General features: G+C 66.8%; 15 protein-coding genes and 2 tRNA genes. 9 read left to right on the top strand and 8 right to left on the bottom strand.

Annotation, left to right across the window (positions count from 1 at the left end):
- Positions 1 to 317: 317 nt before the first annotated feature.
- Both KW843_RS07755 and KW843_RS07750 read left to right on the top strand, forming a co-directional pair.
- Entirely contained in the window at positions 318 to 566 is a 249-nt protein-coding gene (locus KW843_RS07755; protein ID WP_218294573.1) for a DUF1272 domain-containing protein, read from the top strand.
- A complete protein-coding gene (locus KW843_RS07750; protein WP_218294572.1) occupies positions 563 to 1,195 on the top strand; it encodes a LysE family translocator in 633 nt (210 codons plus the stop codon). The genes KW843_RS07755 and KW843_RS07750 overlap by 4 nt, the downstream gene beginning before the upstream one ends.
- A gap of 125 nt (positions 1,196 to 1,320) precedes the next feature.
- Here the strand turns inward: KW843_RS07750 and KW843_RS07745 are convergent, their stop codons facing one another.
- Complete coding sequence (locus KW843_RS07745; RefSeq protein WP_218294571.1) at positions 1,321 to 1,911, bottom strand: OmpW family protein; 591 nt, start codon at positions 1,909 to 1,911, stop codon at positions 1,321 to 1,323.
- A gap of 136 nt (positions 1,912 to 2,047) precedes the next feature.
- A complete protein-coding gene (locus tag KW843_RS07740) occupies positions 2,048 to 3,037 on the bottom strand; it encodes a DUF808 domain-containing protein (RefSeq protein ID WP_218294570.1) in 990 nt (329 codons plus the stop codon).
- A gap of 248 nt (positions 3,038 to 3,285) precedes the next feature.
- Between KW843_RS07740 and KW843_RS07735 the strand changes: the two genes are divergently transcribed.
- Positions 3,286 to 3,975 carry a methyltransferase gene (locus tag KW843_RS07735; protein WP_218294569.1) on the top strand — a complete coding sequence of 230 codons (690 nt, stop codon included), beginning with the start codon at positions 3,286 to 3,288 and terminating at the stop codon, positions 3,973 to 3,975.
- Positions 3,976 to 4,179: 204 nt separating this feature from the next.
- Here KW843_RS07735 and purL read toward each other — a convergent pair whose 3' ends face one another.
- Positions 4,180 to 8,187 (bottom strand): phosphoribosylformylglycinamidine synthase, encoded by a 4,008-nt coding sequence (gene purL, locus KW843_RS07730; RefSeq protein WP_218294568.1) that lies wholly within the window; start codon positions 8,185 to 8,187, stop codon positions 4,180 to 4,182.
- Positions 8,188 to 8,346: 159 nt separating this feature from the next.
- On the opposite strand from purL, the gene map reads away from it, so the two are divergent.
- The 3 genes from map (at position 8,347) to KW843_RS07715 (ending at position 12,610) form a co-directional block, all read left to right on the top strand.
- Positions 8,347 to 9,162, top strand: a complete 816-nt coding sequence (gene map / locus KW843_RS07725) for a type I methionyl aminopeptidase (RefSeq protein ID WP_218294567.1) — start codon at positions 8,347 to 8,349, stop codon at positions 9,160 to 9,162.
- Between the two features lie 99 nt (positions 9,163 to 9,261).
- Positions 9,262 to 11,853, top strand: a complete 2,592-nt coding sequence (locus KW843_RS07720) for a [protein-PII] uridylyltransferase (protein ID WP_218294566.1) — start codon at positions 9,262 to 9,264, stop codon at positions 11,851 to 11,853.
- Between the two features lie 319 nt (positions 11,854 to 12,172).
- On the top strand, positions 12,173 to 12,610 hold the full coding sequence (locus KW843_RS07715) for a universal stress protein (protein WP_218294565.1): 438 nt from the start codon (positions 12,173 to 12,175) through the stop codon (positions 12,608 to 12,610).
- 27 nt (positions 12,611 to 12,637) lie between these two features.
- Here KW843_RS07715 and def read toward each other — a convergent pair whose 3' ends face one another.
- Entirely contained in the window at positions 12,638 to 13,177 is a 540-nt protein-coding gene (gene def / locus KW843_RS07710; RefSeq protein ID WP_218294564.1) for a peptide deformylase, read from the bottom strand.
- A 101-nt stretch (positions 13,178 to 13,278) separates the two neighbouring features.
- Here def and KW843_RS07705 point away from each other — a divergent pair, with 101 nt between their 5' ends.
- The 3 genes from KW843_RS07705 to KW843_RS07695 all read left to right on the top strand — a co-directional run bounded on the left by KW843_RS07705 (position 13,279) and on the right by KW843_RS07695 (position 14,029).
- Entirely contained in the window at positions 13,279 to 13,701 is a 423-nt protein-coding gene (locus KW843_RS07705) for a YbaN family protein (RefSeq protein ID WP_218294563.1), read from the top strand.
- A gap of 125 nt (positions 13,702 to 13,826) precedes the next feature.
- Positions 13,827 to 13,902: transfer RNA gene (locus tag KW843_RS07700), tRNA-Asn, on the top strand.
- Positions 13,903 to 13,953: 51 nt separating this feature from the next.
- A tRNA-Asn gene (locus KW843_RS07695) sits at positions 13,954 to 14,029 on the top strand.
- Here the strand turns inward: KW843_RS07695 and KW843_RS26980 are convergent.
- The 4 genes from KW843_RS26980 to KW843_RS07665 all read right to left on the bottom strand — a co-directional run bounded on the left by KW843_RS26980 (position 13,988) and on the right by KW843_RS07665 (position 20,880).
- Positions 13,988 to 15,556: a recombinase family protein gene (locus tag KW843_RS26980; RefSeq protein ID WP_370628489.1), complete on the bottom strand. Its 1,569-nt coding sequence runs from the start codon at positions 15,554 to 15,556 to the stop codon at positions 13,988 to 13,990. The two genes, KW843_RS07695 and KW843_RS26980, sit on opposite strands and share 42 nt — an antisense overlap.
- Positions 15,553 to 16,068 (bottom strand): hypothetical protein, encoded by a 516-nt coding sequence (locus tag KW843_RS07675; protein ID WP_218294562.1) that lies wholly within the window; start codon positions 16,066 to 16,068, stop codon positions 15,553 to 15,555. Before KW843_RS07675 ends, KW843_RS26980 begins: the two co-directional genes overlap by 4 nt.
- A 246-nt stretch (positions 16,069 to 16,314) precedes the next feature.
- Entirely contained in the window at positions 16,315 to 17,352 is a 1,038-nt protein-coding gene (locus KW843_RS07670; protein WP_218294561.1) for a tyrosine-type recombinase/integrase, read from the bottom strand.
- A 636-nt stretch (positions 17,353 to 17,988) separates the two neighbouring features.
- Complete coding sequence (locus tag KW843_RS07665) at positions 17,989 to 20,880, bottom strand: toprim domain-containing protein (RefSeq protein WP_218294560.1); 2,892 nt, start codon at positions 20,878 to 20,880, stop codon at positions 17,989 to 17,991.
- Positions 20,881 to 20,901 lie beyond the last annotated feature (21 nt).

Genomic DNA, 20,901 nt, shown 5'->3' with positions numbered 1-20,901 from the left:
ACGTCTTGCGCGGCAATGCCGCTGGTTCTGTCCGACGGGGCCGTCCCGGGAGCCCAATGCCCGCCAGGCTGCCACGTACCCAGGCAAGGGCGCGAAGCCCCACCGCATCCGCCATTGTGAGCCGAGCCGATGGCGCCGTGTGTAGGCCAAATCCCCATGGCGCGCGCGGGCCTTCGGGTGCGGAAGCCGGCGGCGCAGCCGCCAGGGGCCGCCGCGGACGGGGTGTACTGCCCGGCACGGGTCCATCTGTACCTTGTGAACGGCGCGCGCCCGGCATACGCTCGCCCTTCCCACGGACTTCTCACAAGGACCCTGCCATGCTTCAGATGCGCCCCAACTGCGAATGCTGCGACAAGGACCTGCCGCCCGATGCCACCAACGCGCGCATCTGCACCTTCGAGTGCACGTTCTGCAGCGACTGCGCCGGCGCCCGGCTGGGCCACGTGTGCCCCAACTGCGGGGGCGACCTCGTGCAGCGCCCGCGCCGGCCCTCCTCCAGGCTGGCGAAATACCCCGCATCCACCGAGCGGGTGCTCAAGCCCCAGGGCTGCGGGGTGATGGCATGACGCTCGCGACCCTGCTGGTCTTCTCGCTGGTGGCCCTGGTGGCCATCGCCACGCCCGGCCCCACGGTGCTGCTGGCGCTGGCCAACGGATCGCGCTATGGCGTGCGCCGGTCGCTGCCCGGCATGCTGGGCGCCGTGGCGTCGGATTTTGTGCTGGTCGGTGCCGTGGCGCTGGGCCTGGGCGCGCTGCTGGCGGCGTCCGAGTTCTGGTTTTCGGTGGTGAAGTGGCTGGGCGCGGCCTACCTGGCCTGGCTGGGGTTGCGGCTGCTGCGCTCGCAGGGTGGGCTGGACCTGGCCGCAGCGGACGGCGCGGCCGCCGGGCCTGCGGCCACGCCGCGCGGCATCTTCACGCGCTCTTTCCTGGTCGCGGTGACCAACCCCAAGGGATACCTGTTCTGCTCGGCGCTGATGCCGCAATTCATCGATGCCAGCGCACCACAATGGCCGCAGTACGCCGCCATTGCAGCCGTGTTCGCGGGCCTGGACTTCGCCGTGATGCTGGCCTACGCCGTCATCGGGGCGCGCGCCGTCAAGCTGCTGCACCGCCGCGCGGTGCTGTGGCTGGACCGCTGCTGCGGCGGCGCGCTGCTGGCCCTGGCCGGATCGCTGGCCTTCTACCGACGGACGTAGATCCGTCATAGCCGATGAAAACTGGCGCACCGTCAACGCGAGCGCCACCGTGGATCCGGCTTTGCCGGTCCACCGCAGGCGTCCCCCTCAGGGGGAAGGCGCGAAGCGCCTCAGGGGGAGCCTGGCTAGAACCTCCAGCCCAGGCCCACGCCCACCAGCACGGGGTCTGCCTTGAAGGTGCCCAGCTTGGCGCCGCCTGCCGTCACGTCGGTCTTGATGAAGACCTTCTTCAGGTCGAAGTTGAGGTACAGATTCTTCTGCAGCGGAATGTCCACGCCCACCTGCAGCGCGGGGCCGAAGCTGTTGCGGTCAATGTCCACGCCGGCGGGCAGCTTCACGCCGGAAAAGCGCGTGTAGTTCAGGCCCGCGCCCACATAGGGCTTGAAGCCGGGTGCATCGAAGTGGTATTGCAGCAGCAGCGTGGGCGGCAGGTGCTTGAGCGAGCCGATGGCCGTGCCGGAGGCGCTCAGCGTGTGCTTTTGCGGCACGGTCAGGATCAGTTCGGCCGCGATGTTCTTGTTGAAGAAGTACGTGACATCGACTTCGGGGATGGTCTTGTCGTTGATGGTCAGGCCCAGGGGCGTGCTGTCCTTGTTGGCACTGTCCAGGTGCACGGCGCGCGCGCGGACCATCCAGGGTCCTTCAGCCTGTTGCGCCAGGGCGGCGCCGGAAGCCAGGGCGCAGAGGGCGGCTACTGCCAGCAGGTTCTTTTTCATGGTGATTTCACATCGGTTGGACGGGGACGACCCCCGTGCATCCATTGAACCGCCATGCCCCTCGACCGGCCTTGCCCTATCTCAAGCCCCTCGTATTAACCCTTAGACATACATCAAGAAAAACGGCCTGCCCTTGTCAATGCGCGGCGGATTTCCCGCGCAGGCGCTGCACCAGCGTGACGGCTGCGAGCACCAAGCCTCCCGCCACGATGCCGACCACCGCGTTGAGCAGGTTGGGCACCAGCACATGCCAGAGGGCGCCCACCGGCCATTGCGCGGCGGCCTCGCCAGCGGCATCCACCGCATGGTGCAGCGCGGGCACGCCATGCACCAGAATGCCGCCGCCCACGAGGAACATGGCGGCGGTGCCCGCCACGGACAGGCCCTTCATGAGCCACGGCGCGGCCCGCAGGATGCCCGAGCCCACCGCCCTGGCCAGGGCGCTGGCCTTGCCGTTCAGCCACAGGCCCAGGTCGTCGAGCTTGACGATGCCGGCCACCAGGCCATATACGCCGATGGTCATGATGACCGCGATGCCCGACAGCACGGTGACCTGCTGCACAAACGGCGCCGACGCCACGGTCCCCAGCGTGATGGCGATGATCTCTGCCGACAGGATGAAGTCGGTGCGCACCGCGCCCTTGATCTTGTCCTTCTCGAACGCCACCAGGTCCACCGCGGGGTTGGCATTGGCCAGCACATGGCTTTCATGCTCGGCGGCGTCTTCGTGGGGGGCGTGCAGCAGCTTGTGGGCCACTTTTTCAAAGCCTTCAAAGCACAGGAAGGCACCGCCAATCATGAGCAGCGGCGTCACGGCCCAGGGCGCGAACGCGCTGATCAGCAAGGCCGCGGGCACCAGGATCACCTTGTTGATGAACGACCCCTTGGCCACGGCCCACACCACCGGAATCTCGCGCTCGGCGCGCACCCCCGTGACCTGCTGGGCATTGAGGGCCAGGTCGTCGCCCAACACGCCGGCCGTCTTCTGGGCGGCCACCTTCGTCATGACCGAGACGTCGTCCGCCATGGCCGCGCTCTTCTTGGCGGCCACCTTGGTCATCAGGGCCACGTCGTCGAGGATGGTGGCGATGTCGTCCAACAGGGCAAGCAGGCTGCCAGAGGCCATGGGAAGTCCTTGAGATAGCAATGGAAAAGGCGGCATGCGTGCCGCCGCGCGTGGGCTGGACTATAGCAACGCACAGTCTTCGTTTGCGCCCGCCCCCCGGCCCCGGGAGCCTTTTGCGCAGGCCGTCGCCGTGCCCTCCTCGCGGCCCGCCACGGGGGCTGCGGCGCGCAAGGCGCATACTCGCGCCCTCACCCACCACTTTGGGGTCCCCGGGGCTTGTCCCCCTGCACGGGCTTCACGCCCATGCCATGCCCGGCTACCTGACCAAGCAAGAAGACATCGCCATCACCGGCGCGGCAGACCTGATCATCCGCTCGCTCCTGGACAAGCAGCAGTTTTCCGACCCGGAGGGTGCCGCCGAAGCGCTGGGCATCTCTTCCGCCGCCTGGCCGCTGTTCGGCCTGCTGTGGCCATCGGGGGCCCAGCTGGCGCACCGCATGGCCAGCCGCCCCCTGCGAAGCGGCGAGCGCGTGCTGGAGATCGGCTGCGGCCTGGCCCTGGCCAGCCTGGTGTGCCACCGGCGCGGCGTGGACGTGACCGCCAGCGACTGCCACCCCCTGGCATCGGCCTTCCTGCTGGAGAACGTGCGGCTCAACGGCATGTCGCCGCTCAAGTACCGCACCGGGCAATGGGGAGCCGACTTGACCGACACCTGCGCCGATGTGCAAGGCCGGTTCGACCTCATCATGGGCAGCGACGTCCTGTACGAGCGCGACGCACGAGGCAGCCTGGCCAACTTCCTCGACCGCCATGCGGCCGAAAGCGCGCAGATCTGGATCGTGGACCCCAACCGCGGCAACCGCTCCGCCTTCAGCAAGCAGATGGCCGCGCTGCGTTTTGACGTGGTGGAAGAGCGCCTGGACCACCCCGCGCTGGCCGATGTTCCGGCGTACAAAGGGCGGCTGCTGGTGTATCAGCGCGCCCCTGCAGTGGCCTGAGCAGGACTTGCCGGGCAGCCCGGCGCGACAGCGCCGCCAGCAGCCCGCCGGGCCCGCGCAGCCCAAACGCCCGTGCAGCCGTGCAAGGGCCGCCAAGCTGCGTATGCGGCGCTTTGCGGGCGTGCACCGGCTGCGCCCCTTCCCGCAGGGCAAGCCATTGAGAGAAGGGGGAAGGCGCGAAGCGACTCCGCAGGATGTGCTACGTCACCCCACCCACTTGCGGGCATTGCGCCAGATGCGCATCCAGGGACTGAGTTCGCTGCGGTCGCCCGAGGTCCAGCTCATCTGCACGTTGCGGAACACGCGCTCGGGGTGCGGCATGATGGCCGTGAAACGGCCGTCCGCCGTGGTCACGCCGGTCATGCCACCCGTGCTGCCGTTCGGGTTGAACGGGTATTGCTCGGTGGGCGCGCCGTAGTTGTCCACGAAACGCATCGCGGCGATGGCCGCGCCGGCGTTGCCGCGGTACTTGAAGTTGGCATAGCCCTCGCCGTGCGCCACGGCGATCGGCAGGCGGCTGCCCGCCATGCCCGCGAAGAACAGGCTGGGAGACTCCAGCACCTCCACCATCGACAGGCGGGCCTCGAAGCGCTCGCTCTGGTTGGTGGTGAAGCGTGGCCAGTCCTGCGCGCCCGGGATGATGTCCGCCAGCTCGGCAAACATCTGGCATCCGTTGCACACCCCGAGGCCAAAGGTGTCGGTGCGGCCGAAGAAGCCCTGGAACTGCTCGGCCAGCACGGGGTTGAAGGTGATGCTGCGCGCCCAGCCGATGCCGGCCCCCAGCGTGTCGCCGTAGCTGAAGCCGCCGCAGGCGACCACGCCCTTGAAGTCTTCGAGCTTGACGCGGCCGGTCTGCAGGTCGGTCATGTGCACGTCGTAGGCCTCGAAGCCGGCCTCGGTGAAGGTGTAGGCCATCTCGATGTGCGAATTGACGCCCTGCTCGCGCAGGATCGCGACCCGGGGTTTGGCCAGGTTCAGGAACGGCGCCGCCACGTTGTCGGCCGCGTCGAACGTGAGGTGCACGTGCATCCCGGGGTCGGCGGCCGCGCCCGCGGCGGCGTGCTCGGAGTCCGCGGTCGCGGGGTTGTCGCGCTGCTGGCAGATTTTCCAGCTCACGGCATCCCACACCTGGTGCAGGTCGGTGAGCTTGGCGCTGAACACGGCCTTGGCATCGCGCCAGACCTGCAGCTCGCCCTTGCCGGCGTCGATGCCCGACGATTGCGGACGCGTCTTGCCGACAAAGTGGCTGAATCTGGACAGGCCGTGCTCGCGCAGCACCTGCATCACATCGTTGCGCTCTGCGGTGCGCACCTGCAGCAGCACGCCCAGTTCTTCGTTGAACAGGGCCTTGAGCGTGAGCTCCTCGCGGCGCGCGCTGACCTGCTGCGCCCAGTTCTTGGCATCCCCGGTCTCCATGCGGCTGTCGCTGATGCCGTCGCCTTCGGTCACGAGCATGTCCACATTGAGCGCCACGCCCACATGGCCCGCAAAGGCCATCTCGGCCGCCGCCGCCAGCAGGCCGCCGTCGCTGCGGTCGTGGTAGGCCAGGACATGGCCCTTGGCGCGCAGCGCGTTCACGGCGTTGACCAGGTTCACCAGGTCCTGCGGATCGTCCACGTCGGGCACCACGTCGCCGCTTTGTTCCAGCGTCTGGCCCAGGATGCTGCCGCCCATGCGGTTCTGGCCCTTGCCCAGATCGATCAGCACCAGGGTGGTGTCATCCTCGGTGGCATCGAGCTGGGGCGTGAGCGTGCCGCGCACGTCGGAGAGCGACGCGAACGCGCTCACGATCAGGCTCACGGGGGACGTGACCTTTTTCTTGTCGCTGCCGTCGTTCCACTGCGTGCGCATCGACAGGCTGTCCTTGCCCACGGGGATGGAGACGCCCAGCGCCGGGCACAGCTCCATGCCCACGGCCTTCACGGTCTCGTACAAGGCAGCGTCTTCGCCGGGCTCGCCACACGCGGCCATCCAGTTGGCGGACAGCTTCACACGCGGCAGCTCGATAGGCGCCGCCAGCAGGTTGGTGATGGCCTCGGCCACGGCCATGCGGCCCGATGCGGGTGCGTTGATCGCGGCCAGCGGCGTGCGCTCGCCCATGCTCATCGCCTCGCCCGCAAAGCCCTTGTAGTCGGCCAGCGTCACCGCGCAGTCCGCCACCGGCACCTGCCAGGGGCCGACCATCTGGTCGCGGTGCGACAGGCCGCCCACGGTGCGGTCGCCGATGGTGATGAGAAAACGCTTGGACGCCACCGTGGGATGGGCCAGCACGTCGATCACGGCCTTTTGCAGCGGGACGCCGGTCAGATCGATGGGCGCGAACTGGCGCTGCACCGTGGCCACGTCGCGGTGCATCTTGGGCGGCTTGCCCAGCAGCACGTTCATGGGCATGTCCACCGGCAGCTTCTGGTCGCCCGCCTCTACGGCGGTGTCCTGCAGCACCAGCTGGCGTTCCTCGGTGGCCGTGCCGATCACGGCGAAGGGGCAGCGCTCGCGCTCGCAGAACGCCTTGAACAGCGGCAGCGACTCGGGCGCGATGGCCAGCACGTAGCGCTCCTGGCTTTCGTTGCTCCAGATTTCCTTGGGCGCCATGCCCGATTCTTCGAGCGGCACGGCGCGCAGGTCGAAGCGAGCGCCACGGCCGGCGTCGTTCGTGAGCTCGGGGAAGGCGTTCGAGAGGCCGCCCGCACCCACGTCGTGGATGGCGAGGATGGGGTTGGCGGCGCCCTGCGCCCAGCAGTGGTTGATGACCTCCTGGGCGCGGCGCTCGATCTCGGGGTTGCCGCGCTGCACGGAGTCGAAGTCCAGTTCGGCGGCGTTGGTGCCACTGGCCATGGAGCTGGCGGCACTGCCGCCCATGCCGATGCGCATGCCGGGGCCGCCCAGCTGGATGAGCAGCGAGCCAGCGGGGAACTCGATCTTTGTCGTCAGGCCCGCGTCGATCACGCCCACGCCGCCGGCGATCATGATGGGCTTGTGGTAGCCGCGCTGCACGCCAACGACTTCCTGCTCGTACTCGCGGAAGTAGCCCGCCAGGTTGGGACGGCCGAATTCGTTGTTGAACGCCGCGCCACCCAGGGGCCCTTCCACCATGATCTGCAGCGGGCTGGCGATGTGCTCGGGCTTGCCGACCGTGCTGCCCCAGAGCTTGGACACGGTGAACCCCGTGAGGCCGGCCTTGGGCTTGGAGCCCCGCCCGGTGGCGCCTTCGTCGCGGATCTCGCCGCCCGCGCCGGTGGATGCGCCCGGGAAGGGAGAGATGGCGGTGGGGTGGTTGTGCGTTTCCACCTTCATCAGCACGTGCTGGGTGGCGCTACTTTTTTGATAGCTGGTAGCGCCCGCTGAATCAGCGGTAGAGGCCATTTTGGCCACGAACCGCTCGACCTCGCCGCCTTCCATGACCGAGGCGTTGTCCGAATACGCGATCACCGTGTGCTGGGGCGCCAGCTGGTGGGTGTTGCGAATCATGCCGAACAGCGATTTTTCCTGCGCCACGCCGTCGATGGTGAACTGGGCGTTGAAGATCTTGTGGCGGCAGTGTTCACTGTTGGCCTGGGCGAACATCATCAGCTCCACGTCGGTGGGGTTGCGCGCCAGGCCCGTGAAGGCGTTGACCAGGTAGTCGATCTCGTCCTCGGCCAGGGCCAGGCCGAAACGGGTGTTGGCGGCCTCCAGCGCGGCGCGGCCACCGCCGAGCACGTTGACGTGCTCCATGGGCGCGGGCTGCAGTTCGGTGAACAGCGCGGCGGCGGCGGCGCGGTCGGCCACCACGGACTCGGTCATGCGGTCGTGCAGCAGGGCGGCCACCTGGGCCAGTTGCTCGGCCGTCAGCTCGGGCGCCTTGCCCAGCAGGCCGGCCTTGAGGCTGATGCGGTATTCGGTGATGCGCTCCACGCGGCGGATGGCGATGCCGCAGTTGCGGGCGATGTCGGTCGCCTTGGACGCCCAGGGCGACAGCGTGCCCAGGCGGGGGGTGACGATGATGGCGGTGCCCTCGGCGGGGCCCGCATAGGGGTCGCCATAGGTCAGCAGGGCGGCCAGGCGCTCATGGTCGGCGGGCGTGGGGGACGCGTCGGTGGCGACAAGGTGCACGAAGCGCGCTGCAATGCCGCTGATCTTGGGGTGGATGGCCTCCAGGGCGGGTTGGAGTTGCTGGGCGCGGAAGGTGCTGAGGGCGTTGCCGCCCGCCAGCGTGGTCATGTGCAAGGTCACGGTAGCGGCCTGTTGGGTGTGAGGGGTACGGTCGAGGCGCCGACCCGGGCCCGGGCTCTGGCCTGGGCATGTGGGTGGACAGCCCGGCATTTTACCGGGCGGACCAGGGCCGCCGCCCGCCTCCAAGCAGCCGGCGAGGGGCGATGGGATAATTACGCCATGAGCATCACCATCAAAAGCGCAGAAGACATTGCCGGCATGCGCCTCGCGTGCCGCCTGGCCTCCGAAGTGCTGGACTACATCGCCCCCCACATCAAGCCCGGCATCACCACCAAGGAAATCGACCGCCTGGGTGCCGAATGCATGGCCCAGCAGGGCACCATCTCGGCCACCGTGGGCTACCAGCCGCCCGGCTACCCGCCCTACCCCGCCTCGCTGTGCACCTCGGTCAACCATGTGGTGTGCCACGGCATCCCCAACGACAAGCCGCTCAAGAAGGGCGACATCGTCAACGTGGACGTGACCGTGATCACCAAGGACGGCTGGTACGGCGACAACAGCCGCATGTACCAGATCGGCGAGTGCTCCATTGCCGCCAAGCGCCTGTGCGCGATCACCTTCGACGCCATGTGGCACGGCATCCTGCAGGTGAAGCCTGGCGCCCACCTGGGCGACGTGGGTCACGCCATCCAGAAATTCGCCGAAGGCCAGGGTTTCTCCATCGTGCGCGAGTTCTGCGGCCACGGCATCGGCCAGAAATTCCACGAAGAACCCCAGGTGCTGCACTACGGCCGCCCCGGCACGCTGGAAGAACTGGTGCCCGGCATGGTCTTCACGATCGAGCCCATGATCAACGCCGGCCGCCGCGAGGTGAAGGAGTTCGGCAACGACGGCTGGACCATCGTGACCAAGGACCACAGCCTGTCGGCGCAGTGGGAACACACCGTGCTGGTGACCGAGACGGGCTATGAGGTGATGACCCTGTCGGCCGGCTCGCCCGCGCTGCCCGCCTTCGTGACGGCCACGGCCACCTGACGGCCGGCCCGGCAACGCCTGCGCGACCGGCATTCACACTGGCTCGCACAACTCTTGCATGGCTTTTTTCATGGCACCTTATCCGCGCGCACCACGACCATGACCGAACTCCATGCCCTGCGGGACGCCTACCGCAGCGACAAAGCCGCCCTGCTCGCCGCCCTGCAGGCCACGGGCGCCTCCACGCGTGGCATCCGCGTGCTGCTGCGCAAGCTCTCCACGCTGGCCGGCGCCCTGCTGCACACGCTGTGGCAGCGGGCGCAGCTCCCAGCGGACATGGCGCTGGTGGCCGTGGGCGGCTTCGGGCGCGACCAGCTTTTCCCCTATTCGGATGTCGACGTCCTGCTGCTGATGCCCGATGGAAGCGCCCCCGAGGCTGGCAGCGAGCTGCGCACGCGGCTGGAGGGCTTCATCGGCAGCTGCTGGGATGCGGGCCTGGAGATCGGCTCCAGCGTACGCACCGTGGCCGAATGCCTGGCCGAAAGCGCGGGCGATGTCACCGTGCAGACCTCGTTGCTCGAATCGCGCCTGGTGTGCGGCAACGCGGCGCTGTTCGCCGAATTCCAGCGCCAGTACCGCCTGCAGATGAACCCGCAGGCCTTCCTGGTGGCCAAGACGCTGGAGATGCGCCAGCGCCACAACAAGTACGAGAACACGCCCTACTCGCTGGAGCCCAACTGCAAGGAGTCGCCCGGCGGGCTGCGCGACCTGCAGATGATCCTGTGGGTGGCGCAGGCCGCGGGCCTGGGCCGCAACTGGAAGGAACTGGCCGCCAGCGGCATGGCCACCGCCTTCGAGGTGCGCCAGATCGAGCGCAACGAGGCAGTGCTCTGCCTCATCCGCGCGCGCCTGCATGCAGCCGCCGGGCGGCATGAGGACCGCCTGGTGTTCGACCTGCAGACCGCCGTGGCCGAGTCCTTCGGCTACCGCTCGCAGGCGCCCGACGGCTCGCGCCTGCCCATGCGCGCCAGCGAAAGCCTGATGCGGCGCTACTACTGGGCGGCCAAGGCCGTGTCGCAGCTCAGCCAGATCCTGCTGCTGAACATCGAGGAACGCCTGAACCCCTCGACCCACGAGCCGCGCCCCATCAACGAGCGCTTCTTCGAGAAGGCCGGCCTGATCGAGGTGGCCAGCGACGACCTGTACGAGCGCGACCCGCACGCCATCCTGGAAACCTTCCTGCTCTACCAGACCACCGTGGGGCTCAAGGACCTGTCGGCGCGCACGCTGCGCGCGCTGTACAACGCACGCGGCGTGATGGACGGAGCGTTCCGCCGCGACCCGGTCAATCGCGCCAACTTCATGCGCATCCTGCAGCAGCCCTCGGGCATCACGCATGCCATGCGCCTCATGAACCAGACCTCGGTGCTCGGGCGCTACCTGTGGGTCTTCCGGGGCATCGTGGGGCAGATGCAGCACGACCTGTTCCATGTGTACACGGTCGACCAGCACATCCTCATGGTGCTGCGCAACGTGCGCCGTTTCTTCATGGCCGAGCACGCGCACGAATACCCGTTCTGCTCGCAGCTCGCGGGCGGGTGGGACAAGCCGTGGATCCTGTACGTCGCGGCGCTGTTCCACGACATCGGCAAGGGCCGCGGCGGCGACCATTCGCAGATCGGCGCCGTCGAGGTGCGGCGCTTCTGCCGCCAGCATGGCGTGGACCGCGAAGACGCCAGGCTCATCGAGTTCCTGGTCAGCGAACACCTGTCGATGAGCCGGATCGCCCAGAAGGAAGACCTCTCCGACCCGGACGTGATCGCGGCATTCGCCCAGCGCGTGGGCAACGAACGCTACCTGACCGCGCTGTACCTGCTCACGGTGGCCGATATCCGGGGCACCAGCCCCAAGGTCTGGAACGCCTGGAAGGGCAAGCTCCTCGAAGACCTGTACCGCGCCACGCTGCGCACCCTGGGTGGCCGGGCGCCGGATGCCGCCGCCGAGATCGAGGCGCGCAAGCGCGAGGCGCTGGTGCTGCTGGCCCTGAGCGCCCTGCCCTTCGAGGCCCACAAGGCCCTGTGGGCCACGCTGGATGTGAGCTACTTCATGCGCCACGAAGCGGCGGACATCGCCTGGCACACGCGCCACCTGTCGCGCCATGTGGGCACGGCCAGGCCCGTGGTGCGCGCGCGCCAGTCGCTGGCGGGCGATGGCCTGCAGGTGATGGTGTATGCCGCCGACCAGGCGGACCTGTTCGCGCGCATCTGCGGCTATTTCGACCGCGCGGGCTTCAGCATCCTGGATGCGCGCGTGCACACCGCGAACAATGGCTATGCGCTCGACACCTTCCAGGTGGTGGCCTCGTCGCAGGCGGGGCACTACCGCGAACTGACCCATATGGTCGAAAGCGACCTGGTGCGCGTGATCGAGGCGGGCGGGCCGCTGCCCGAACCCACGCGCCGGCGGGTGTCGCGCCGCGTGAAGAGCTTTCCGGTCGCCCCGCGCGTCACGCTGCGCCCCGACGAAAAGGCGCAGCGCTGGCTGCTGGCCATCTCCGCCAGCGACCGTGCGGGCCTGCTGTACCTGGTGGCGCGCATCCTGGCGCAGCACCACCTGAGCGTGCAGTTGGCCAAGGTCAGCACCCTGGGCGAACGCGTCGAAGACACCTTCCTGGTCCAGGGCCCCGAACTGCAGAACAATGCACGCCAGATCGAGATCGAGACCGAACTGCTGCGCGAGCTGGCTGACTGACTAGCGGCCTGCCGCATCCCGTCTCCGGCCTCCGGGCAGGCGGTGGATCCTCACGAGAAGGCTGCGCGCCAAGATGCTATTCCATTGATAGCATCCATCGCATGCCAATCAAGCGCAGGGCGCATTTCCCCCTGTTGCCGAATGCTGAAGTGCGCCAAGGCTGGCGCTTGCCTTGCGCCCATCTTGAGCCTATAACAGCCACATGCATGTGGCGCGTTCATGGCGCCCACGGTGCCTGCCAGCCGCGTTGCGCCACCGCACCCGGGCAGGCGACCCGGCGCCCTGCCGGGACTGCCCACGCAGCCCCCAAGGAGCCAGCATGTACAAGCACATCCTGATGCCCTCCGACGGTACGGCGCTGTCGGAAGCGGCCATCCTGCGCGGCATGCGCTTTGCCCGCGAAGCCCACGCCAAGGTCACCGGCTTTTATGCCCTGCCCGAATTCCATGCACTTGCGTACCACACCGCCATGCTGGAACACACGCGCAAGAGCCAGGAAGACCAGGCCCGGGCGAGGGCCGAGGAGGTCCTGAACTACATCCGGGAGACCGCGGCACAGTACAGCGTGCCCTGCGACACCCTGACCAGCATCAGCGACCATCCGTACGAAGCCATCATCGACGCCGCGCACGCGCAGGGCTGCGACCTGATCCTGATGGCCTCGCATGGCCGCCGCGGCCTCCAGGGCATCCTGCTGGGAAGCGAGACCCTCAAGGTCCTCACGCACAGCAAGATCCCGGTGCTCGTGCACCGTTGACCCCAAAGCGGGCGCTGGTTCCGCCCGTCAGTCGTCCTCGGCGGCGCTAATGTCGGGGAAGAGCACTTCCGTGAAGCCGAACTGCGTGAAATCGCGCACCCGCATCGGGTACAGCTTGCCAACGAGGTGGTCGCACTCGTGCTGCACCACACGGGCATGAAAGCCGTCCACCGTGCGGTCTATGCGGTCGCCGTAAGGATCGAACCCCGTGTAGCGGATGCGCGCCCACCGGGGGACCTTGCCGCGCAGCCCCGGCACGGAAAGGCAGCCTTCCCAGTCCTCCTCTTCTTCATCGCCCAGCGGCGTGATGACGGGATTGAGCAGGACGGTGGGAGGAATCACCGGACGCTCGGGATAGCGCGGATTGCGTTCGCCGGAGCCAAAGATCACGAGCTGCAGATCCACGCCGATCTGCGGCGCGGCAAGCCCCGCCCCATTGACGGAGCGCATGGTGTCGAACATGTCCCGCACCAGAAGATGAAGATCGTCTGTATCGAATGCAGTCACGGGCTGGGCAACGCGCAGCAGGCGCGGATCGCCCATCTTCAGGATGGTGTGGATGGTCATCGGTGTGAAATTTCTGCGAAAGCGGCTGGCGCGCGCCAGCCTGCGGCAGCATAGCGCGTGTCGGCGCGCCGCGCAGCGGCGCGCCCATTCACAATACCGGCATGGACTCTCCTCCAGACCCGGCCTCCACCGACACGGCCCCGCCCCTGCGCCCCTTGCCATGGCCCGCCCGCTGGCTGCTGCTGGTCTTTGCCGTGGCGTGCCTGGTGATGGGCATCATCGGCGTCATCGTTCCCGGGCTGCCCACCACGGTGTTCATTCTCATGGCGGCATGGGCTGCGGCCCGCAGTTCGCCCCGGCTGTACCGCTGGCTCTGGAACCACCGCCTGTTCGGCCCGCTCTTGCGCAACTGGGCCCAGGGAGGCTGCGTGAGCCGGCGCGCCAAATGGAGCGCCACGTGCCTCATGGTGCTGAGTGGGATCGTGCTGTTTGCGACGGGCACGCGCACCTGGATCGCCGTGCTCGCCATCACCTGCATGGCGTGCGTGCTGGCCTGGCTGTGGCGCAGGCCCGAGCCGCAGTGAGCGAATGGGCAGCATCTACAGCCAGGCATGCGCCCCGCACTCCCGGCCGGGGCACCGTGCAAATCGTCGGGCACATCCGCGAAGCGGCTGGAGCCCATTTTTTATGTATATAATCTAAGTCTTGTTCCTCGATAGCTCAGTCGGTAGAGCGCCGGACTGTTAATCCGTAGGTCCCTGGTTCGAGCCCAGGTCGAGGAGCCAAGAATTTGCAGGCCCTGCATGTGTACGCGGGGCCTTTTACATACCGATCATTCCTCGATAGCTCAGTCGGTAGAGCGCCGGACTGTTAATCCGTAGGTCCCTGGTTCGAGCCCAGGTCGAGGAGCCATTTACTGGCACTGTGAACCCTGGTGCGGTTGTCCAACCGCACCAGGCATTCCGGGTGATAGTCCACCACGACTTCATTCACCCCCACCGTCACCTCCTTCACGAACGCACCCAGAAACTCGCGCAGTTTCTTGGGGTCAGTGCAATCCATGACGATGCCCCGCAGCACCTCTGCCGCATCAGCAGGATCCACGTCGTTCATGTCGCTCACGGTCACGGGCTCGTTTTCCAGATCCAGCAAACTGCCCTCCAGGGCTTTCACGCGCTCGTTCAGTTCACGTAGCCGCAGCGTGAGGTCTCCTAGGTTCGGGGCGTCTTTTCCATGCATTTCGAGGATGCCGTACAGGTTTGATCGGGCTTTCTCGGTGGCACGGAGCTCGGACACCAGCGCAGTGCGCCTGCCGTCTCGCTCTCTGGCCCACTCGCCACGACTCGCCTGGGCCTGCTCGATGATGTCGCCCATGCGTGCCGGCGTCAGCACCTGGTCAAGCAGTTCTCCCAGCATCCACTCGTCGAAAAGCTCAGTGCGCACCCGGGAGAAGCTGCACCCGCGCTTGCCCGACAAGGCATTTCTGCACCCGTAGTAGTGGTACGTCCGGCCCCGGCCAGTGCCGCTGCAGGTCTGCAGGCTCGCGCCGCACAGCCCACACCGCAACATCCCAGTGAAGGCGAAGTGGCTGCGAGGCTGGCCGCCCACGTTGGCCGGGTTCCTGTCGAATTTCATTTTTTGGACCTTCTCAAATTCTTCGGGGTCGACGAGCGCCGCGTGGCTTGGCACCTTCACCCAGTCCTCGACAGGGTTGAGAGCCCGTTTCGATGTGCGGTTGAAGATGGTCCAGCCCGCATAGGTCTGGTTTGTGAGGATGAAATGCACCGTGTTTTTCGAAAACGGTTTGCCTCGCAGCGTCAGGCCCTGAGCGTTCAGGTTCAGGGCTGTCATCTTTGCGCCACAACCCCTCAGCGACATCGAAAAAATCTGCTGCACCACGAGGGATTCAGTGGGGTGCACAGCCAGGCGCTTGCGCTTGCCATCCGCCACCGTGAGGTAGCCGAAGGGCACACGCCCCCCCAGAAAGTACCCGTCGCGCGCGGCTTTGAGCATCGAGCGGCGGGTGTCGGTGGCCACCTGCCGTGAGTACCGCTCGTCAATCACGGAACCGATGGCATCGATGAACCAGCCATCATCTGTTCGCAGGTCCACCTCTGTGCTCGAGTAAATGAGCCTCGTGCCGTATCGCCCCAGCACGCCCTTGTAGTGCCCGGCATCCAGGTGGTTGCGGGCAAAGCGGCTGGATGACCATGTGATGAAGTAGTCGATGTCCATCACCGCGCAGTAGTTCAGAGCGTCTTGAAAGGACGGGCGCCGGTCCGTGGTGCCCGAAATCCCGCCGTCCACATACACCTTGGCCACCGTCGCCCCCAGCGCCTCGGCCTTGGCCTTGCAATGCTCGATCTGACTCTCGACTGGCAGGCCGTCGTCGGCCTGCCGCTTTGTACTCACGCGGGCGTAAATGATTGCTCGTTTCATGGCTGGTTCACTGTAGTTCGAAGTTGCTTCACCAAGCGGCGTATGTGATGCAGGCTCAATTCCTCACCAATGTTGGTCCGCACTCGCGCCCGGATCTCCTGGCTGGAGCAGCCCATGGAGACGAGGGTTTCGATGAAGCGATTGCGCTGGTACCGCTGAAAGCTGGCGTAGCGGCGCAGCTTCACTTCGATCATGGATTCCGCCTCGCTGCGCAGCTCGATCGCCGAATCCAGGCGGCGCCACATCGTCATGAAGGCGTCGTAGCCAATGTCGCGCGCCACATCGAGCCACACCTGGGGCAGGCCCATGCGATCGAGTTCGCGAAATTTCGCATCCTCCCAAAGTTGGGACGGGGTGCATTCACCCAGGTACCCACCCCCCTCCCCCGGTGCGAACGATTCGCATTGCCGGGCCCCCACCCCCTGTGCAATTGATACTGATTCGCAGTTGTGATATCCATCGATCCAGTCCTGCTGCGCGCCTGCAGGTCCGGCACTGCGGGTTTCATGCATCGCGCAGCCCTCTCACCGTAGACAGGCCCAGGCCCTCCACTGCGCAGTTCGACAGAGCACGCAGCGCACCCCCCGGACGAGTTAGGCCGTTATGAGGCGAAGTTGCGGCGGAGCGCGGGACCACGCAGCGATGCCGGTTCCCGCTGACCGTGAGGGTGACACTCCCGAGTTTGTGTGTACATGATGTGCGGACGGGCATATGGATACAGGTCTAAATACCGTGGAGAAATTAAGGGGCGGGAAAGATCAGGAAGGCAGGCGCTTGAGCAGCTGGCTCACCGGCGTGCTCAGCTTGGCCAGCGGGCCGTGCTCGTCGACCAGGCGGGTCTTCTTGCGCACGCTCAGCGCTACATAGATGGCCGTGGACTTGGGGTCCGCATGTCCCATCAGATCCGACACCGACACGGTGGGCACGTCGCCCTCGGTCAGCTCGGTGCCGTACAGGTGGCGCATGGCATGGGGGTGAAGGTGCTTGATGGGTATGCCCAGCGGGGTGCCATAGGTCTGCACCAGGTCATGAACGGCCTGGCGGCTCAGGCGCCGCTCCTCGCCTCGGTAGGCGTCCTCGGACACCGTGCTATTGCGCGTCGAGACGAACAGCACCTTGTCCGGGTTGCCCCGCCGGTCCAAGGTGTTGCGGTCGATCTCGGCCAGGTCCTCATGCCCCAGGTACACCAGCAGGATTGCCTCGGCCTCCCGCGGCAGAGGCAACACCCGCTCCTTGTCGCCCTTCTCCAGCACTCGCAAATACAGCCGCGTCTTGCCGGCCAGCGTGTCCCGGTGCAGATCCCCTTCATTCAGCCGGCACAGGCCTGACACGCGCAGCCCGCAGCCCACCAGCAGATGAAGGATGGCTGAATCACGGATGCCCTTGAAGGTCCCAAGATCCGGCGCATTCATCAGCCGCTCAGCGTTGGCCAGGCTGATCACGTTCGGCAGCGGCTTGCCGGTGCGGGGGTGGCCCAGGGCCTCGGCAGCGCTGCGCTCGATATGGCCGCGCTCCAGGCACCACTGGTAGAAGCCACGGACGGCCGAGATATAGGGCTTGCGGCTGCGAGCCACCACGCCCTTCTTGTGCAGCCACAGGCCGCAGAAGAGTTCCAGCTGCTGGTGGTCCACATCTTTGATTGAGCCACGGCCCACTGTTTCCTTCACAAATTCTTGCAGCCGCTCCATGGCCAGGCGGTAGGCCTCAAGGGTGCGCGGCGCACGGTTCTGGTTCAGCCTCATAAATTCCATCCACGCATCAATCAACTGCTCGTCCGTCCACCCGTTCAGCGCCATGCGCACCTCCAGAAAACCAATGCCGAGGGGGCCACACAGGCATTTCCACCTGTGGACCGTGGAAACCACCCGCTGCCGGGCGCAAAGCCGCGCCAGTCAACGAATCCACGCCTGAAACCATCCACGGAAAACCCGTGGATGCCGCCCCCGACTTGTGGATACTTTCGGTTACAAAAAAACAGACTTGTGGATGCCCGTTTGCTTGCGTTCGCGCCTTCTCTCCTCTCTCTCTCTTCTAAAAAAAGAAGAAGAGAAGAAGAAAAGGGGCCGCGCCGCAAAAACTGCATATGTGGAGAAAACACACCGACCTGTGTAAAAAAAGAACACACCTGTGGATATTCCACAGGTCCAAATCGGGCCGCAGCCTTACAGCCATGCGGGTTTCGCCAATTTGGAAGGCCCGATCCACGGGTTTTTTGAAGTGCCCCCGGTACCCGGCATTGGTAAAAGCTATGCCCTGGCCCCCCTCCCTCTCGGGGTTTCCCCGATGTCGGCGGGGCCTTCTCGGTTGGGGGGTGCGGGGGGTGCGACAGGCGGGCGATGCCCCCGCCGCATGAATCCCAACATGCCGCTACGCGGATGGCAGGAAGCGCCTGGCGGCGCGTGTTGCCCTGGAAGGCGGGGGGTTGGCCAGCGTCATGCATCGAAAGGCCCCCTTGGTCCACCGTCATCCCCCTGGGGCCCCGCAGCAGGGTCGTACCGCTTGGGCACCACCGCGTGCAGGCCGTACTTCACCAGCTCCGACAGGGGGATGGCCACCATGTTCGACACCCGGGCGTTGCCAATGGTGCGTTCCACGGCCAGCGGCTGGCCGTCCTTGCCCTCCATCAGCACGCCGGCGGCGTGCAGCTGCTTCTTGTAGACGCGATCGCTCTTGACGGGCAGGCCGTCCCAGAACTCGCGCAGCGTCGGCGTCGAGCTGATGTGCGCCATCACGTGGGCGGTGCGCACGCACAGCACCGGGATGTCGTCGATCGAGTCGAACTCGAACGGGTACCGGAAATTGCGCTGCGCAATCTCGGTCAGCAGCTTGTCCGTGATCCAGGCCCACGGCTGGCGGTCGCTCACGCTCTCGCCGATGTGGGAATTCATCTCGGCCGTGAGGGATCCAATGAACCCGCCCTGGTGCTCAGCCAGTCCTGCGAACTCGCACAGCAGGTGCCACGCCGCGGCCACGGCCGCATAGTTGTGCACCATCCGCTGGGCGCCCGAGTCCGTGGTTGTGGCCACGCAGCTATCGGTCAGCCGCTTCACCATGTCGTCGTGCAGCCGCCGTACCCGCGCCTTTTCCTGCCTGGCCAGGAACTGCAGCCACTGCTTCACCGGGAAAACGGGCAGATCCTGCGGCATCTCCGGCCCGCGCCGGACCAGCGTCAGCTCCGAGCGCACCACCTTGCCCTGCAGGCTCTGCACAGGCACATCCTCGCCGGCGAGCAGCACCGGGGCGCACAGCAGATAGTCGATCAGCTCAGCCCCCCGCCTCGTGTGCTCGTACTGGTAGCTCTCCTGCAGGTTGTGGATGGCCTTGTTGATGATGTCCTGCTTGTTCGCGCTCATCTCGCCCCAGCCCACGGGGTGGCTGGTGTAGCTGATGCTGGTCAGCTGGCGGAACTCCGTCTGCAGGCTCTGGCGGCTGCTCATCACCATGGCGATCGCGCGCTCCAGGCGCTTCACCAGCGTGCTCTTGCCTGTGCCCTTCTCGGCCTGCATCACGAAATGCGGCCAAAAGCCCAGGAAGGCCTTCAAATGCGCGCCCAGGCCCCACACCAGCGGGATCATTGCCGCGTTGTCCTTGAACGTGCGCTGGAACTGCCCCAGCACCTCGCGCGCCTGGTCCAGCGTGCCGCTCGGGAAAACCAGGTCGCTGTACGGGCACTGCTGCCGGGCATCCGTGAAGAAGCAGTCCGGCCCCTCGTTCACCACCGGCCGCCCGTCGCGCCAGGCCAGCCCCACGAAGTTGATGGCCTCCCGCGCGCCGATGCTCGATGCACGCTCCCACACGTTCACCAGGCGGGCAAACGACGTGGGGGCATAGATGGGCCCCAGCTTCTTCCATACGTCCTGGTTGTGCAGGCGCTCGTCGTCCACCACCCGGCGCTGCAGCTGCGCGCCGTGGCGAGCCACCTGCACGGACAGGGCAAACACCGTGCGCGGGCTGTTGTCCGCATCGCCCGTCATGGTCGACGTAGGCGAAGCGATCTGCACCCGGCTCACCGCCGCGATGCGGAACCCGCAGATATCGGCGTACGAAATCTTCTCGTTCCCCTCCTCGTCCCGCTCGCTGGCCTTGATCGCCCGCGTGAAATCTGGCTCCACACGGTATTTGCCGTAGGCGTAAAAGTCATGCGTGGGCAGCCATAGCCGCTGCTTGCCCGGGCGGTACGACTTGGTGGCCAAGCCCGGAATCGCCCCCTCCTCCAGGATCTTGAGCGCGTTGGCCAGGCCCTCCACCCCGCGCAGCTGCAGCAGGTCGTTCAGGTCGTTGATCGGCTTCTCGCCATGCATCCAGCCCGACTGCTCCACCAGCATGCAGCTGATGTCCAGGCCCGTTAGGATCTCGTGCATGCGCCAGGCCGCCAGCGGGCCCGGGCAAAAGCCCTTGTGCTCGCCGCTCTCCAGCGGCTTGTGATCGTTGTCAAACGCCAGCAGCACCTGCTTGCCGCGCAGAAAAGACCAGTCGCCGCCGTCGATCGTCTGCGTGCCCCGCACCGCCAGCGCCGCCGTTCCAGGCAGCTCGCAGCTCTCCACGCTCAGGGCGTTGATCGCGCTCTCCACCACAACCACCGTGCGCGCGCTGGCCAGGCGCCTCCAGTCCAGCACCCAGGGCGCCCCCACCTTCTCGCCCTGGCTCTGCGTCTTCTGCCCGCCGTTCGCCTCCGGGTCGATGTAGCGCATGTCCACCCCCACCACCTGGCGATCGAGGCGCGAGCGCACCAGGAATGCCGCGGCCAGCCCACCGTAGCCCGGCTCCCCGGGCGAGGCACCGGGTTTGGTCCAGGTGTTCAGGCCCACCGTGCCCCGCTTGATCCCCTCCTCCACCATCTTCACGCTCAGGTGCCGCTGCCCCTCTTCCTTGCCGCACAGGTAGTTCAGCAGCAGCTCCTTCTGGTCACTCTTGGCCGCGGCCATGCACTTGTCGCCGATCCACTCGGCCAGCGTGGGCTCACGCCGGGGCATCGGCGGCCCGCCCGCCTGCGCCGGCGCAGGCACCGACATGCCATACATCTGCGCCAGCTCCTTCACAGCGTCCGGAAAGTCCAGCCCGCGCGCCCACATCACCATGTCCACAGGCCCGCCACCCTCCTCGGTGCTCCAGTCCTTCCAGCGCTTGGGCCCGCCCGTCCCCGGAACGTAGACCGACACGCTGGGCGCCTTGTCCGGGTGGTGTGGGCTGCGGAAATTTCCTGATGTGCCGCCGGGGCGCACCAGCCCCAGCCGCTCGGCCAGGTCCTCGCAATCGATCTCCGCATTCAGCTTCGCGGCGAGGTCCGGCCGCTTGCCGGCCCCCGCTGATGATGTTGTTGTCATGCTCTTTTATTGATAGCTACC

The organism is Acidovorax sp. sif1233 (assembly GCF_019218755.1).
Lineage (GTDB): Bacteria > Pseudomonadota > Gammaproteobacteria > Burkholderiales > Burkholderiaceae_C > Acidovorax.
The sequence above is the reverse complement of the archived record's forward strand: the minus strand, read 5'-3'. Positions and strand labels throughout refer to the sequence as shown.